General features: G+C 36.5%; 14 protein-coding genes and 2 rRNA genes. 12 read left to right on the plus strand and 4 right to left on the minus strand.

All coding sequences use genetic code 11. The features are described 5' to 3' along the window. Positions 1 to 127: ribosomal RNA gene (locus J7Q84_RS15825) — 23S ribosomal RNA — on the plus strand; the annotation flags it as partial. Positions 128 to 175: 48 nt separating this feature from the next. Then, positions 176 to 291: ribosomal RNA gene (gene rrf, locus J7Q84_RS15830) — 5S ribosomal RNA — on the plus strand. Positions 292 to 402: 111 nt separating this feature from the next. Here the strand turns inward: rrf and J7Q84_RS15835 are convergent. Further along, entirely contained in the window at positions 403 to 2,052 is a 1,650-nt protein-coding gene (locus J7Q84_RS15835; protein WP_209095872.1) for a glutamine--tRNA ligase/YqeY domain fusion protein, read from the minus strand. Between the two features lie 288 nt (positions 2,053 to 2,340). Here J7Q84_RS15835 and J7Q84_RS15840 point away from each other — a divergent pair, with 288 nt between their 5' ends. Continuing rightward, a complete protein-coding gene (locus tag J7Q84_RS15840; RefSeq protein WP_209095874.1) occupies positions 2,341 to 2,790 on the plus strand; it encodes a hypothetical protein in 450 nt (149 codons plus the stop codon). A 295-nt stretch (positions 2,791 to 3,085) separates the two neighbouring features. On the opposite strand, the gene J7Q84_RS15845 is transcribed toward J7Q84_RS15840, so the two are convergent. Beyond that, the gene (locus tag J7Q84_RS15845; RefSeq protein WP_247739317.1) at positions 3,086 to 3,919 is read right to left on the minus strand and encodes a thermonuclease family protein; all 834 of its coding nucleotides are present in this window, start codon (positions 3,917 to 3,919) and stop codon (positions 3,086 to 3,088) included. A gap of 176 nt (positions 3,920 to 4,095) precedes the next feature. Beyond that, the gene (locus tag J7Q84_RS15850; protein ID WP_209095876.1) at positions 4,096 to 4,386 is read right to left on the minus strand and encodes an SAV0927 family protein; all 291 of its coding nucleotides are present in this window, start codon (positions 4,384 to 4,386) and stop codon (positions 4,096 to 4,098) included. Positions 4,387 to 4,644: 258 nt separating this feature from the next. Between J7Q84_RS15850 and J7Q84_RS15855 the strand changes: the two genes are divergently transcribed. The 3 genes from J7Q84_RS15855 (at position 4,645) to J7Q84_RS15865 (ending at position 6,791) form a co-directional block, all read left to right on the plus strand. Further along, on the plus strand, positions 4,645 to 4,815 hold the full coding sequence (locus tag J7Q84_RS15855; RefSeq protein ID WP_209095878.1) for a hypothetical protein: 171 nt from the start codon (positions 4,645 to 4,647) through the stop codon (positions 4,813 to 4,815). A 203-nt stretch (positions 4,816 to 5,018) separates the two neighbouring features. Next, positions 5,019 to 6,071: a M42 family metallopeptidase gene (locus tag J7Q84_RS15860; protein WP_209095880.1), complete on the plus strand. Its 1,053-nt coding sequence runs from the start codon at positions 5,019 to 5,021 to the stop codon at positions 6,069 to 6,071. Between the two features lie 105 nt (positions 6,072 to 6,176). Continuing rightward, complete coding sequence (locus tag J7Q84_RS15865; RefSeq protein ID WP_209095882.1) at positions 6,177 to 6,791, plus strand: NAD(P)-dependent oxidoreductase; 615 nt, start codon at positions 6,177 to 6,179, stop codon at positions 6,789 to 6,791. 40 nt (positions 6,792 to 6,831) lie between these two features. Here the strand turns inward: J7Q84_RS15865 and speB are convergent, their stop codons facing one another. After that, positions 6,832 to 7,770 carry an agmatinase gene (gene speB, locus J7Q84_RS15870; protein ID WP_209095884.1) on the minus strand — a complete coding sequence of 313 codons (939 nt, stop codon included), beginning with the start codon at positions 7,768 to 7,770 and terminating at the stop codon, positions 6,832 to 6,834. 540 nt (positions 7,771 to 8,310) lie between these two features. Here speB and J7Q84_RS15875 point away from each other — a divergent pair. From J7Q84_RS15875 to J7Q84_RS15900, 6 genes are all read left to right on the plus strand, one after another. Next, the gene (locus J7Q84_RS15875) at positions 8,311 to 9,657 is read left to right on the plus strand and encodes an APC family permease (protein ID WP_209095886.1); all 1,347 of its coding nucleotides are present in this window, start codon (positions 8,311 to 8,313) and stop codon (positions 9,655 to 9,657) included. Between the two features lie 172 nt (positions 9,658 to 9,829). Next, a complete protein-coding gene (locus tag J7Q84_RS15880; protein WP_209095888.1) occupies positions 9,830 to 11,179 on the plus strand; it encodes an APC family permease in 1,350 nt (449 codons plus the stop codon). A gap of 243 nt (positions 11,180 to 11,422) precedes the next feature. Further along, positions 11,423 to 12,700, plus strand: a complete 1,278-nt coding sequence (locus tag J7Q84_RS15885) for a Glu/Leu/Phe/Val family dehydrogenase (RefSeq protein ID WP_348519868.1) — start codon at positions 11,423 to 11,425, stop codon at positions 12,698 to 12,700. A gap of 193 nt (positions 12,701 to 12,893) precedes the next feature. After that, entirely contained in the window at positions 12,894 to 13,184 is a 291-nt protein-coding gene (locus J7Q84_RS15890; protein WP_209095892.1) for an SAV0927 family protein, read from the plus strand. 26 nt (positions 13,185 to 13,210) lie between these two features. Continuing rightward, entirely contained in the window at positions 13,211 to 13,459 is a 249-nt protein-coding gene (locus J7Q84_RS15895) for a biotin/lipoyl attachment domain-containing protein (RefSeq protein WP_209095894.1), read from the plus strand. A 119-nt stretch (positions 13,460 to 13,578) separates the two neighbouring features. Next, a complete protein-coding gene (locus tag J7Q84_RS15900) occupies positions 13,579 to 15,699 on the plus strand; it encodes a sigma 54-interacting transcriptional regulator (RefSeq protein ID WP_209095902.1) in 2,121 nt (706 codons plus the stop codon). The last annotated feature ends 68 nt before the right edge of the window (positions 15,700 to 15,767 follow it).

Here is a 15,767-nt window from a genome sequence, read left to right on the forward strand (position 1 = left end):
CAAGATGAGATTTCCCATAGCGTCAAGCTAGTAAGATCCCTGAAAGATGATCAGGTTGATAGGTCCGAGGTGGAAGTGCGGCGACGTATGGAGCTGACGGATACTAATCGATCGAGGACTTAACCAAGATGATGACGTTATCTAGTTTTGAGAGAACGAAGTTTTCTCTAATAGGTCTAGTGATGATGGCGAAGAGGTCACACCCGTTCCCATTCCGAACACGGAAGTTAAGCTCTTCAGCGCCGATGGTAGTTGGGACCTTGTCCCTGTGAGAGTAGGACGTCGCTAGGCGAGCAAAAACCAGTCAAATCGACTGGTTTTTTTGTGTTGTAAACAAATACTCACATATCAGGGTAAACAAATAAAGACCTAAGACATGGTTAATCTTAGGTCTTTATTTGTTTATAATTTAAAAGAGCTCTTTAGTGAAACGATACGGTTAAAGACAATGTTGTCTTGTGTTGTAAATTTAGAATCAACATTAAAATAGCCATGTCTGAAGAATTGAAACTTATCCTGAGGCTGTACTTCTTTCATATTAGGTTCAACAAATCCTTGTAAGATTTCTAAAGAATTTGGATTTACTTGATCGAGAAAAGTTTTTCCTTCCTCTTCAATCTCTTCATCTAAAATAAGTGGTTCATATAAACGGAATTCTGCTGGTACTGCATGCTTTGCATCTACCCAGTGAATAGTTCCTTTTACTTTACGTCCTGTAAAGCCTGTACCGCTTTTTGTTTCTGGATCATATGTGCAATGAAGCTCAATTACATTGCCGTTTTCATCCTTAATGACTTCTTCACATTTAATGAAGTAAGCATGTTTTAAGCGCACCTCGTTACCAGGGAACAAACGGAAATATTTTTTTGGTGGGTTTTCCATAAAGTCATCTTGTTCAATATAAATTTCCTTTGAGAATGGAATTTGTCTTACTCCCATTTCCGGATTCTCTGGGTTGATTTCCGCATCTAGCATTTCTACTTGGTCTTCAGGATAATTTGTAATCACAACTTTTAGAGGTTTAACGACACCCATTGTACGAGGTACTTTTAATTTTAAGTCTTCTCTGACAAAATGCTCAAGCATTTGAGAATCCACGACACCTGTTGTTTTGGCTACCCCGATTTCACGGCAAAATGAACGAATAGACTCAGGTGTATATCCCTTCCTTCTTAACCCTGAAATAGTGGGCATACGAGGATCGTCCCAACCATCTACAAGCCCTTCATCCACTAATTGCTTCAATTTCCGCTTACTCATAACAGTATTTGTTACATTTAAACGACCGAACTCAATTTGTTGAGGCTTGCTTTCCATTTCACATTGTTCGATGATCCAATCATATAACGGACGTTGATCTTCAAATTCTAACGTACAAATGGAATGTGTAACATCTTCAATCGCATCCTCAATTGGATGAGCAAAAGCATACATAGGATAAATGCACCATTTATCTCCCGTATTATGATGAGTTGCATGGGCAATTCGGTAGACTACAGGATCTCGTAAGTTAATGTTTGGAGATGACATATCGATTTTAGCGCGCAATACTTTTTGGCCATTTTCAAATTCACCGTTACGCATACGTTCAAACAAGTCAAGGTTTTCTTCTACAGAGCGATTACGATAAGGGCTTTCTTTTCCTGGTGCTGTCAAAGTTCCACGGTATTCACGAATTTCATCTGCGGATAGATCGTCTACATATGCTAGTCCTTTGTTAATTAATAAGACTGCTCGCTCGTACATTTCCTCGAAATAGTCGGAAGCAAAGAATAAACCGTCCCAATCATATCCCAGCCATTTTACATCTTCTTTAATGGAGTTGACGTATTCAATATCTTCTTTTAAAGGATTTGTGTCATCAAAACGTAAATTCGTTTTTCCCTTAAACTCATCAGCTAACTCAAAATTTAATACGATGGATTTGGCATGGCCGATATGTAAATATCCATTTGGCTCTGGAGGAAAGCGAGTAATTACGTAATCACGTTTACCTGTTTCTAAATCTTCCTTCACAATGTTTCTAATAAAATTAGAATGGTTAGATTCCACTTGCTTCAATTCCTTTCTTATTCAAAAATCATTATTTATCATATAACATAAGTATAGATGATTTTGCAATTCACGTTAAGAATTGCAGCAAAATAAGAGTATATGATTTTTATTTAAATAATTTCTATTATCACCGAATTTACGAGATATGACAACTATATTGACGATAGTTTTCATAGAATAATTACAAATGTCAGAAATAAAAGGGTTCTTAGCTGTTTTATTAGTATTAAAATAATACATAAAATTACACTAAGCAGAAATATTTTTGAAAGGAGGTAATGCCAAATGAGTTTTTTTGCCATCATTATTGTCATTCTATTGGTACATTTTCTTATTATCCGTCCCCTTACTAATCGAAATCGTCCTTATTATAACCACAGATATGAATCAAGAGGATATAATAAGTCCTTACCTAGTGTTGGAGGGTTTGGGAAGTTTGGAGCAGTTGCTGGGGGAGCTATGACTGGAGTTATACTAACATATCTTTTGGATCAAGGGAGAATTGATTTAGATCAATATAGTTATTTTCAACAGTTGGGAGATCATCAAGCGATTCAAGAGCTGATGGATCAAAACATTATTCAGGAACACGAGATTAACGATTTAGAGGAAGAGTTAACCGAGCAGGATTCGTATATGAATGATGATTGGGATGATGACAATCAAGATAATTTTGAAAGTAATGATCAGGATTTCGGAGGTTCAGATGATTTTACGGGCGGCGGTGATGACTAGATCTGATAAATAAGATTAGGTGCAACCGACAGAAAATAGTTAAGAAGAAGTTGAGAACATCCACGTTAGTATAGGTTTTTGATGAAGGACCCGAATAAATCGTTTGTATATGATTTGTAGGCGTTAATATTAAGCTAAAGCTACTATCAGAGTAAGCAGATAGTAGCCTTATTTGATAGATAGCCCCCATTTCAACATTGAAGGCAAGAAATGGGGAAGCTATTTGTAAAATATAATGAGATTCATTATTTATCCATAGAGCAAGGAGAAAGCCAGTACTAATAAGAGTGACATTTTATTTCATGCTAGGACGATAACCTGCAGCTTCCGCCTCTGCACGTGAGCAGAACATCTCTTCTGGCTTTGTTATATTGTAAAATTGCTGATTGGGCATATGATAAATCTTTTCCCCTTTGCTGGAAATATTCCCTTTTATGTTACACTCACTAGACGGTACAGAAGGACTTGATGAAGAATTCTGCGCTGCCTCTGGATTGAATCCATTCTCAGTCGCATAATTTTCAATAGACCATATTCCTTTTTTTCTCGTTTGGGCTTGTTGTTGTATACTGTAAAATTGATCAACGTAACGGGTATTGGGGACGTATACATAAGCAACACGAGCTAATCCTTTTTCCAACAACAATTCGTTAAACATTTTCCCCTCAACATATAGATAACAAAGTAAACGTCCGTATTTATCTCTTTCACTGCTATCCAGTTCGATTTCTACTTTTGTTCCTGGTGTTAAAGTCTGTTTTGCCAAATTAGAGGCTTCTGGGCCAAATGGTTGGACAGGCTTAGAAGGGTGTTTGGTTTCTGGAGTATCTACTAGTAACAACCGAATTGTTTCCTCTTTTCCATTCAAGTTAATATGCATTGTATCGCCGTCAACAACTCTAACGATAACAGCAGGTAACACTTTTCCACGGGGGATTCCTGTATAATACTGGTTTGATGAATTTTCTTTAGACTGACTATCTAAGGATATAGCTTGTTGTGTATTGCTTTGACTAACTTGTACAGGTGCGGAGATTGAATCCTTCTCGTTGTGGTAATTGACTGAGCATCCTGTTGACAATGTCATAGTCAATGTTAAGAGGATCAATAGCCTTAATGATTTCATCATAAATTTATCTCCTTTAAATACAATGCTTTATTAGTGCATGGCTTCACTATAAACCTGCTTGTTATATTATAAACTGCACATGTCATATGTAAAGGAGAAAATATAACATAAAATAGCCAGCCCTTATGTAAAGGAACTGGCTATTTTTATAAAGAAATATTAAATTAATAGCTAATTTAATACTGATCGGTGAAAAGTTTCTGCTCTAACCGTCCGTGCAGAAAATGTTCTATGTCAGGCACATCCTCAGGTTTAATATCAAGTTTAGGTGCCCAGTAGCTCGTATTCGCAATATCTTCTTGACAAAGCAGTACCATACGTTCGCTTTGAATAGAAATGACCATAGCCTTCCCTAAAAACTTTGCTGAATAAATTACGGTTAAATCATAGCGATGATTATTTGTTGCAATACAGTAATAATAAATATTTTGTTTTTCTTGCTCCTCTAATAAAATTTCAAAGTTCATTTTTTATCACTCCTTGTTATACGATCTATTCTATTAGAAAGGGATATTATAAAGAGTGTTGCTGTTTATCAGCACCTGTCTAAAAGAGGAAAAGCAAGTAATTTCATGGTACATATATTATTCGGCATCTTCTATAGAAAACTCCTTCTTTGTAACATATTTGGAATAAAGTAATAAAAAATTTCAAGATTTGGTTGTATGAAGGCTCTCTAATATGGAAATTCTATGGAGAAAGAGTGTGCATAGGAGTGTATGGAGATGAGAGAAGAGTTTGTAGATAATCGTTATTTAACAGATATGTTGTCAGTTGTCTTATCCTTTGATAAGGAAAGCATTAAACAACTGTCTCCTGAGCAGCAAATAGAAGTGTTCAGACAACTAGAAAGTATTAATAATGAATTCAATAGGGTACATGATCAAATAGGATGAAAATTTGATCTTTATATGTAAGAAAGGACAAACATTCGTTTGTCCTTTCTTTTTAAGGTTCTCTCATGTTTGTTTAACACTTTCTTAGGCCAAAAACTTCTGCTGTTTTACAGCAGGTATGATACTATATTAAAGAACTTGTAATATAGGATACGATAAGTAAAAATAAAAAGTTTGATTACTTTAAGGCAGGAGCGGAGAAAATGGGTTCATTCATTCGAGAAGAAGAAATTGTACAGTACATAAAAGAGCTTGTCTCTATTCCAAGCCCTTCTGGTTATACAGAAGAGGTAATGTCACATGTTGCTACGTTTATGGAAGAGAACGGTATATCTTTTCAGCGAACAAATAAAGGGGCTCTTTTGGCTACAATCAAAGGAAAAGATGACAGCAAACATCGATTGTTAACAGCTCATGTAGATACTTTAGGGGCGATGGTAAAAGAAATTAAAGGAAGCGGCCGTTTAAAGTTAACTATGGTGGGAGGGTTCCGCTGGAATTCAGTTGAAGGGGAATACTGTAAAATTCATACGGCTGATGGTAAAACCTATACAGGAACTATTCTTATTCATCAAACATCTATCCATGTTTATAAAAATATGGGTGAAATAAAACGTGATGAAGATAATATCGAGGTAAGAATCGACGAGATTGTGAAATCAAAAGCAGATACAGAAAAATTAGGTGTTTCTGTTGGAGATTTCGTCTCATTCGAGCCAAGAGTAGAAGTAACAGAAAGCGGATTTATCAAATCCAGACATTTAGATGATAAAGCAAGTGTAGGTATATTAATGCATCTTATCAAGCTAATAAAACAGCAAAACATTACACTTCCATACACAACACATTTCCTTATCTCAAATAATGAGGAAATTGGATACGGAGGTAATTCTAATATTCCTCAAGAAACTATGGAATATATTGCTGTAGATATGGGAGCGATGGGAGACGGGCAAGCGACAGATGAGTATAGTGTATCAATTTGTGCGAAGGATTCAAGCGGCCCGTATCATTATAAGCTTCGACAGCATTTAGTAGAACTATGTAAAAGGAACGATATTGATTATCGTGTGGATATTTATCCATACTATGGTTCTGATGCTTCTGCTGCAATTCGAGCAGGCTATGATATTATACACGGTCTAGTTGGACCGGGAATTGAATCGTCTCATGCGTTTGAACGTACCCATATCAGTTCGTTAAAGCATACAGCCAATTTATTATGGCTGTACTTACAGTCAGAGTTAATTAAATAAGTTTGATGTCCCCCGTTCTTTATAGATTGGGGGATTTTATAAATATATACAATTTAAGGGTTGAGAATATATTTTTAATACAAAAATATAGAGAGGATGAAAGGTATGAAAATCATTGTCTTCGGAGCAGCGGGAAGGACAGGAAAACAGTTTGTGCAGCAGGCATTAGATATGGGATATATTGTTACCGCATTTGTGCGTACGCCTTCAAAATTGGGAATTATTCATGAGAATTTGAAAGTAGTGCAAGGAGATGCTTTAAATCAAGAATCAGTCGTGAAGGCGATTAGTTCACATGATGCAGTGATTTCTTGTCTTGGGGGGCAAGGACTAGGGCCCACAACTGAATTAGAAGAAATGACGGCAAATATTGTGGCAGGGATGAAACAGCATAATGTAGAGCGTGTTTTGTATGTAGCATCAGCTGGAATCTATAAAGAGATTTCAGGAATTGTCGGATGGTTAGCACAGCGGTTTTTAAAGAATGTACTGGCAGACCACCGCCATGCAGTAAACTTGCTAGAGCAAAGTGAATTAGCATGGACTATCGCGCGGCCTATGGGGCTAATTGATAAGCCTGTTACAGGTCAGTATCGTATTACACAAGAAGGTGTACCAAAAAGAGGAAGACAAATTGCTCGTGCTGACGTCGCTCATTTTTTACTTTATGCATTGAGTAAGCAGGAATATATAAAAGAATCTATTGGATTAGCCTACTAGTAAAATGCCTTCCTTTTTCAAAAGGAAGGCATTTTACTTTTTATTTTTCTTGATTTACTTTTAATGCTACTAAGCTCGCGAAATCATGAACAATAGTTGCCGCTAATAATGATGTAATTTGGGCTGGATCGTAAGGAGGAAGAACTTCTACTAAATCAAATCCTACAAAATTAAAATCTGTTAATAAACGGATCATTTGCAATGTTTCGAAGCTGTTTAAACCGCCAACCTCTAACGTACCGGTCCCCGGCGCACAGGAAGGATCTACAAAATCAATATCAAAGCTTAGGAAGCAAGGAGTATCTCCAATTGTTTGCCTTACTTGCTGCAGTACATCAGCTATGCCTCGTTCTTTCAGCTCAGGGGTTGTAATAACGTGATATCCTAGCTCTGTACTGGAATCAATATCACCAGGATGATTCAATGTGCCTCGAATTCCGATTTGGAATACTTTATCTGATTGCAAAAGACCTTCTTCGTAGGCGCGGATAAAAGGCGATCCGTGCCAATATTTTTCTTCATAGTATGTATCCCATGTATCTGTGTGAGAGTCGAAGTGAATTAATGCCACCGGACCATATACCTTTGCAGCTGCGCGAAGATTGGCAAGTGTTACAGAATGATCGCCGCCTAGGCCAATTGGAGTTATACCTTTTGCCATTAAATCATGAACCGCACATTCAATTAATTCATAGCTTCGGTGAATGTTGTGAGGAATAACAGGTACATCTCCAATATCAATTGCGTTGCAATCATCAAAAGGATACACCTTATGGATGGGATGGTATGGAAATAGTGTCATCGATGCTTGTCGGATTGCTTGTGGTGCGAATCGAGCACCTACACGAAAGGATGCTGCCGTATCAAATGGCATTCCTACAATAGCTATCTTTGCATTTTCACGTGAAGATGGTAAACGCATAAAAGAACCAGTTGTACAAAATTCAGGTTTTACATCAGGTGATAGCGGATACTGCATATTTAATTCCTCCATTTTTTATATATTTCTTATTAAAAATGCAAGATATGTGCCAAGTAAATATATTGCCAGAATAGCTGATTTTACTGATAAGAATTGAGTTCAAATTATGAAAAAGAGAATAACGTATGCGGTTTTGCATAATGTTCTATTTTATTTGAAACCTATCATTTTTATATAAAGCTTTATATTAATGATAAAAAAATCAGAGAATGTGTGAATTTTTATTCGTATGTTGTAATTATGCTGCTATTGCCGTATATCAAATTGATTGAGAATGGAAGCTTACGTCTCGATTTTTAAAATAAAGGGGATGTGTTTTATAAAACTTAATTATATTTTTAAAAAATGAATTGAGTATACACTCCTTAAGGTAAATATAGTAGAGGTCATATTTTTATAATTCTTCTGTCGCATTTTGTGTGGATGGCACGTAAATTGCAAGAATATATTTATGAATTGTTAAGTTTTCGTAAAGAAAGGAGGCTTAGTCAGCAGATTCTTTTAGTATTTAAAGAATGATTCGAGGAGGTAGGATACGTGAGTAATGGTGTACAGTTGAAGAAATCTTTAAAGCTATGGCAAGTTGTCATGATGGGGTTGGCCTATATGACCCCGATGGTTGTATTTGATACGTTTGGTATTGTGTCTGGTATAACAGAGGGACATGTTCCAACAGCATATATCATTGCATTAGCGGGGATGCTGTTTACCGCTGCAAGCTATGGAAAGCTAGTAAAGGTGTACCCAACTGCAGGGTCAGCTTATACGTACACACAAAAAGCGATCAATCCGCATCTTGGTTTTCTGGTTGGATGGTCTTCATTACTAGATTACTTATTTTTACCTATGATTAATGCGTTACTGACAAAAATTTACCTTTCCGCGCTGTTTCCTGAAGTGCCATCTTGGATTTGGGTAATTGGTTTTGTCGCACTTGTAACGTTTCTTAATTTACGAAGTGTAAATGTACTCGCAAACTTTAACACATTATTCGTTATTATACAGCTTGTGATTATGGTTGTTTTTGTTATTTTAGTAGTCAAAGGGCTTCAACAGGGAGAGGGGACGGGAGAGGTGTTTACGCTTCAGCCGTTTGCTTCAGATAATATGCAAATTTCAGCATTGATAGCTGGTGCCACTGTTCTTTGTTTTTCATTTCTTGGGTTTGATGCTGTTACTACACTTTCTGAAGAAACACCAAATGCAGTGAAAACAATTCCTCGTGCTATTTTTCTTACTGCGCTTTGGGGAGGAGTTATTTTTATTTCAGCATCATTCTTTATTCAACTATTTTTTCCTGACATGTCTCGGTTTAAAGAACCGGATGCAGCTTTGCCGGAAATTGCTCTTTATGTCGGTGGAAAGTTATTTCAATCGATTTTCTTATGTACAACTTTTATCAATACCCTCGCTTCCGGACTAGCTTCGCATGCAAGTGTATCTCGCTTGTTGTATGTAATGGGGCGGGATAATGTATTTCCTCAAAAATGGTTTGGTTACGTACATCCAAAATGGAAAACTCCTGCATTCAATGCTATTCTCGTGGGGGCTGTATCCCTATCAGCAATCTTTTTTGATTTAGTAACTGCAGCCTCTTTAATTAATTTTGGTGCCTTGATTGCTTTTACCTTTGTTAATTTATCTGTAATTAGTCACTTTGTCATTCGAAAAAAGCAGTACAAAACTGTAAAAGATTTCTTTAAATATCTTATCATGCCATTACTTGGTGCAGGTTCAGTAGCTGTGCTGTGGATCAACCTTGAATTTAGCTCTTTTATAATGGGTCTTGTGTGGGCTGTATTTGGGTTTTGCTACCTTCTGTATATTACAAAAACATTTCGTTCGGTTCCTCCTAAATATAAGGTAGAAGAAGTACAGATGTAAGAAATACACTTTTTATATTCTGAATATTCTATGAAGTTAAAAAATATTAAAAATAATTTGGTATAGTAAATATATTGAAACAATTCCTTACTTTTGTAACATGGTCCACCGAGGAGAAAATAAACTGATAAAAGTATTATTCTATAAAGGTCTTCATATGGAGGTATGATACGTGGGGCAAACGGTTCGTTTGAAAAGGTCGTTAGGGCTTTGGTCAATTGTAATGCTTGGTCTAGGATATATGACACCTATGGTAGTATTCGATACGTTTGGAATTGTATCTGAAGAAACTGGTGGACATGTTCCGACTTCTTATTTAATTGCATTGACAGGAATGCTATTTACAGCAGCAAGCTATGGAAAAATGGTGAAGGTGTTCCCAATGGCAGGTTCGGCTTACACATATACGCAAAAAACAATCGGTTCAAAAATAGGTTTTATAGTCGGTTGGTCAGCATTATTAGACTATTTATTTTTGCCTATGATTAATGCTTTATTAACAAAAATCTATTTTTCTGCTTTGTTTCCCAATGTACCTTCTTGGATTTGGGTAATTGGGTTTGTTGCACTGATTACATTGGTGAATATTGTAAGTGTAAATGTCACTGCGAACTTTAATACGTTTTTGGTGCTTTTTCAGATGATGGTAATCGTCATTTTTATTGTTCTTGTAATAAAAGGCTTACTTCAAGGAGAAGGGACTGGAGAGGTAGCTTCTATTGCACCATTCTTTCAAGTAGATATGCATATTTCACCATTGGTGGCTGGAGCAACTGTTCTATGTTTTTCTTTTTTAGGATTTGACGCAGTTACTACCTTTTCTGAAGAAACACCAAATGCAACTAAAACTATCCCGCGAGCGATTTTTCTTACGGCTCTTCTTGGGGGGATACTATTTATTGCGACCTCATATTTTACGCAGTCTTTCTTTCCAGATATATCGAGATTTAAGCATCCGGATGCAGCCTCGCCTGAAATTGCTTTATATGTAGGAGGCAAATTATTTCAAGCCTTCTTTTTAGCAGGGACATTTACCGGAACATTAGCTTCAGGATTAGCCTCTCATACGAGTGTGTCTCGCCTGCTGTATGTAATGGGACGAGATAACGTCATTCCAGAAAAGCTGTTTGGCTACATACACCCGCGTTGGAGAACACCAGTTTATAATGTCTTATTAGTTGGAGTTATCGGTCTGTCAGCTGTTTTTCTTGACTTGGGAACTGCGACGTCTTTAATAAACTTTGGAGCATTGATTGCTTTTACTTTTGTAAACTTATCTGTAGTTGCTTACTATGCTGGAAAGAAAAAGAGATATAAGACTGTAAAAGACCTTTTTAATTATGTTATCACTCCTGTTATTGGGGCCTCGATAGTAGCGGTACTATGGATTAATTTGGATATCCATTCTCTTATTCTCGGACTAGTGTGGGCGCTTATTGGAGCAGGATATTTATTGTATATTACAAATATGTTCCGTGTTGCTCCTCCTCAAATTCATTTTGACGAAGTACAAGAGTTATAGAGATTGCCGGATAAATATCCGGCAATTTTTTGTTATTCACGAAAAAATATAAAGTTTTAGAAGTAGACCAGACTAAGTTTGTTTCTGTTAAAAAACATGCAAACTTGAATACATCATGCATCTATTCATAGAAGAAGGTATATTCTGATGCTAGAAATAGCTGAAAAATCAACAATAGTAATCTTGGCACAGATATTGCTTAATTACATAAGTAAAATCATTTAATGAGGTGTTAATGTGAGCATAGAATCTATTCGTTCAGTGCAAGAAGATACAGTTGTTGATAATCCCTTGGAGGAATTTCAAGCAACATTAAAAGAGGCAGTAGAAATTTTACATTATCCAGATGAAGTATTCGAATTTTTAAAGAAGCCTATGCGATTTCTCGAGGTTAGTATCCCTGTTCAGATGGATAATGGCAAAACAAAAGTATTTCAAGGATATCGTGCGCAGCATAATGATGCAACAGGACCGACAAAAGGAGGTATTCGATTTCATCCAGATGTAACGCCTGACGAAGTAAAAGCATTAGCAGGATGGATGAGCTTAAAATGCGGTATCACTGATTTGCCGTATGGAGGGGCAAAAGGAGGCATTGTTTGTGATCCCCGAACAATGAGCTTTGGGGAACTAGAGAGGCTAAGCCGAGGATATGTAAGGGCAGTTAGTCAAATTGTAGGCCCAACAAAAGATATCCCTGCTCCCGATATGTATACAAATTCTCAAATTATGGCATGGATGCTTGATGAATACGATCATATTCGAGAATTTGACTCTCCTGGTTTTATTACAGGCAAGCCGCTGGTTCTGGGGGGATCACAGGGAAGAGAAACAGCTACGTCAAAAGGAGTGCTCTATTCACTGCAAATGCTGAGTGAATTAAAAAATATTCCAATTGAGAAAATGAGTGTCATCGTGCAAGGGTTTGGAAATGTAGGAAGCTATTTAGCTCAATATTTGTATGAATTAGGAGTCAAAGTAGTGGGAGTATCTGATGTTCTTGGAGGAATTTACGATGCGGATGGATTGGATATTCCTTACTTGCTGGAAAATAGAGATTCTTTTGGAGTAGTATCTAATTTATTTACAAATACCATTTCTAATCAAGAGCTGTTAGAAAAAGAATGTGATGTACTAATACCGGCGGCAATTGGAGGAGTTATTACTAAAAAGAATGCTAGTCGTCTTAACTGTAAAATTGTCATTGAGGCTGCGAACGGTCCCACGACAAAAGAAGCCCTTACCATTCTAGACGAGCGAGATATAGTAGTGGTGCCAGATATTCTTGCAAATGCAGGAGGTGTGATCGTTTCATACTTTGAATGGTGTCAAAATAATCAAGGATTCTATTGGAGTGAAGAGCTTGTAGATGAGCGACTAAAAGAGAAGATTACATCTAGCTTTTTAAATGTTTATCATACATCTCAAAATTACGGAGTAAGCATGAAGGTTGCGGCGTATATTGAAGGAATTCGTAAGCTTGCGGAAGCTGCCCGCTTGCGTGGATGGCTTCGATTTTAATTGAATATGGTGTTGTCAATGAATAAGGTTGCAAGTAAATTGAGGACATTTAACATATAGGGAGCTTTTGCTAGATTAATGGATTATTAATATAAGTATAGCAAAGATAACTATTAGCAAGAAGATACGTGTAACCTTCCCATATATTATATTCTGAAGAAATGTAAATAAAGTGAAGATAGGAGGAGATTGCATGACATTAGATATTTTATTAGAACAAACAGAAAAGCAGATAACTCAGTATTACTGTATTGTATCTAATAATCATCGCTATGATTTAGTGATTAACCATTCAGAGCAATTTTTTGGAAAAGCCATGGTAACCTCTATTCAAAGCGGTAGAATGGTACTTTTATGCCCGGAAGATATTGAAGAACATCAATACTGGGCGCTAAAGCTTGGGATTGAGCAGGATGATCTACATGACATTAAACATTTTTTTTACGATGTGTTACAACCGAAAGTACTGAGTGATCAATACTAATTTGATAAAAGAAAGGATGAATGGCATTGTATTATGAGATTATTACAAGTCCTTGTCATGGAACAATAGAAAAGGTAGCTATTCATGAGGAGGCTAGAATTTATGAATGGGAAACCCTCTTTTCAATTCAAACCTCTTACGGAGACAAAAGAATTATCCGTACAAGCTGCAGCGGTGAAATTCAATCTGTAGAAGTACAAGAAGGAGACAAAGTGATTCCAGGAATGGTTTTAGCTTACGTAAAAGAAGATCTATTTGTGAGCGGAAGTGATTAATAAGAAAAAGAAGATGAATTGTTCATCTTCTTTTTCTGTGCGAGGGATCAATATAATTTTTTAATTAATTAAAAAATTCTGTCGAAAGTGATACAATACACTTTAAAGGGGGCGACACAATGTTTTCCATTGCTAACGAAAAGATTAGACCCATTATTACGGTATCTGTCAATGAAGAACATACGGTAGATGTAAGCGGAATCAAAGAGCCGTTTATCTTTTTGAAAAAAGAAAATGAATTATTTGCATATGTGAACTTGAAAGAATCCCTGTTTGGAAGTGAAGTGGTGGGTACTCACCAGCTGCTGTCTAAAGCAGTTCCTATAGATAATGTATGTCAGTTAAGTCAGCATATTTCTCTTCCTTCGCTATTCCAAATTATTGGGGAGCCCATTGCCATTATAAAAGATGAAACACGGGAATCAGGTGGTTACATACGAAGAGAAGATGTAATGGCTGAGCTGTTTAAACAAGAGAATAAAAGCTTGGATTTATTGAAAGTCATTTTAGCTTCCATTCCAATGGGGATGTTTGTTGTAGACCGTGAAAAAAAAATAGTCAACTGTAACGATGCCGGGTTAAAAATGATTAAGGCTGAGAGAGAGCAGGTGATAAATACTCCTGCTGCAAATATCTTTCATGCAAAGCATATTGAAAATGTCTTTGCAACGGGAAAAACGATTTTAAATCAGCTGCAAATTACAGATGAAATGGGAGTGTTAGTTGACTACAGCCCTATTACAAACTTTGAACAGCAAGTTGAAGGAATCGCCATTGTTGTACAAGATTTGCCGATGGTGGAAGAAATGGCGATGGAAATAGAATATATTAAGGATTTAAATAAGGACTTAAATGCTATTTTATCAAGTATTTATGACGAAATCCTTGTCGTCAATCATAAAGGTGAACTTATCCGTTTTAGCGACAGCGTTATTCCAGGTTTTTGGGATGTGGACTTGAAAGAGCTCATTGGTAAGAATATATTAGAGCTTGAAGATAAAGGATTGTTTAATCCATCTGTCACAAGATTAGTGATGGAAAAAAAGAAAAAGGTATCGATTGTACAAGAGACGAAAAATGGGCGTAAAATTTTGGCTGTTGGAAATCCTGTATTCAATGAAGAGGGGGGTATTGATCGTATCATTGTAGCGTCAAGGGATATTACAGAAGCGGCGCGTTTGAAAACTGAGCTGAAAGCCATGAAAGAAATATCGGAAAAGTACAAGCAAGAGTTGGATACGTTCAAAAATAAGGACCGAATTTTAAAAAAAATGATTTATGCCAGCCCAAAAATGGAGCAAATTATAAATCAAGCTAAGAAAATTGCTGATTTTTCGTCCAATGTGCTCATTTATGGTGAATCGGGTGTGGGAAAAGAAGTTATTGCACAAGCTATTCATCAATTAGGGAATAGATCTGCAGGACCATTCTTGAAATTAAATTGCGGTGCAATTCCAGAAAATCTTCTTGAGAGTGAGTTGTTTGGGTATATAAAGGGAGCATTTACCGGAGCAGATAAGAATGGAAAGGATGGTTATTTTAAACAAGCAGATAAGGGTATTTTATTTTTAGATGAAATTGGTGAAATGCCCCTGCACCTTCAAGTAAAATTACTTCGAGTATTACAAGAGCAGGAAGTAATACCGATTGGAAGTACTATGCCTATTAAAATAAATGTTCAGATTATAGCTGCAACGAATAAAAAGCTGGAAAAGATGGTAGAGAAGGGTGTGTTTCGCGAGGATTTATTTTACCGCTTAAATGTTATTCCAATCCATATACCTGCGTTGAGAGAACGGCCAGAGGATATTTCAGTACTAGCTTTTCATTTTCTTCAGCAACTTAACGAAAAGTATAATAAACATTATCATTTTACTTCGGATGCCCTTAATTTGCTTGAATTTCATTCATGGCCGGGAAATGTAAGAGAATTACAAAATATGATTGAGAGGTTAGTAGTGTCAGCTGACGATGATACTCTTGATGCTGAATTTGTCAGTCAATTTTTGACTGCAGGATATGATTTTAAAAAGGCAAAACCCATTATCACAAGGGTCATACCGCTTCAAGAAGCACTTGATCATGTAGAAGAGCAGTTGATTCTTTTAGCAATGAAGCAGCATAAAACAACCACTAAAGCCGCAAAGGTGCTGGGAATCAGTCAGTCTTCTGTTAGTAGAAAGTATCAAAAAATATTGAGCGAAAAAGAAATGCATGCAGATGCTATTTCTTTTTCGTAACAGCCGCCGCACTAGGAAACCTAGTGCGTTTTTTTTACTTTGAGAACAAGCAGCTTTAAGTGTATGCG

It is taken from the genome of Bacillus sp. 165 (assembly GCF_017742235.1).
Lineage (GTDB): Bacteria > Bacillota > Bacilli > Bacillales > Bacillaceae_G > JAGHKQ01.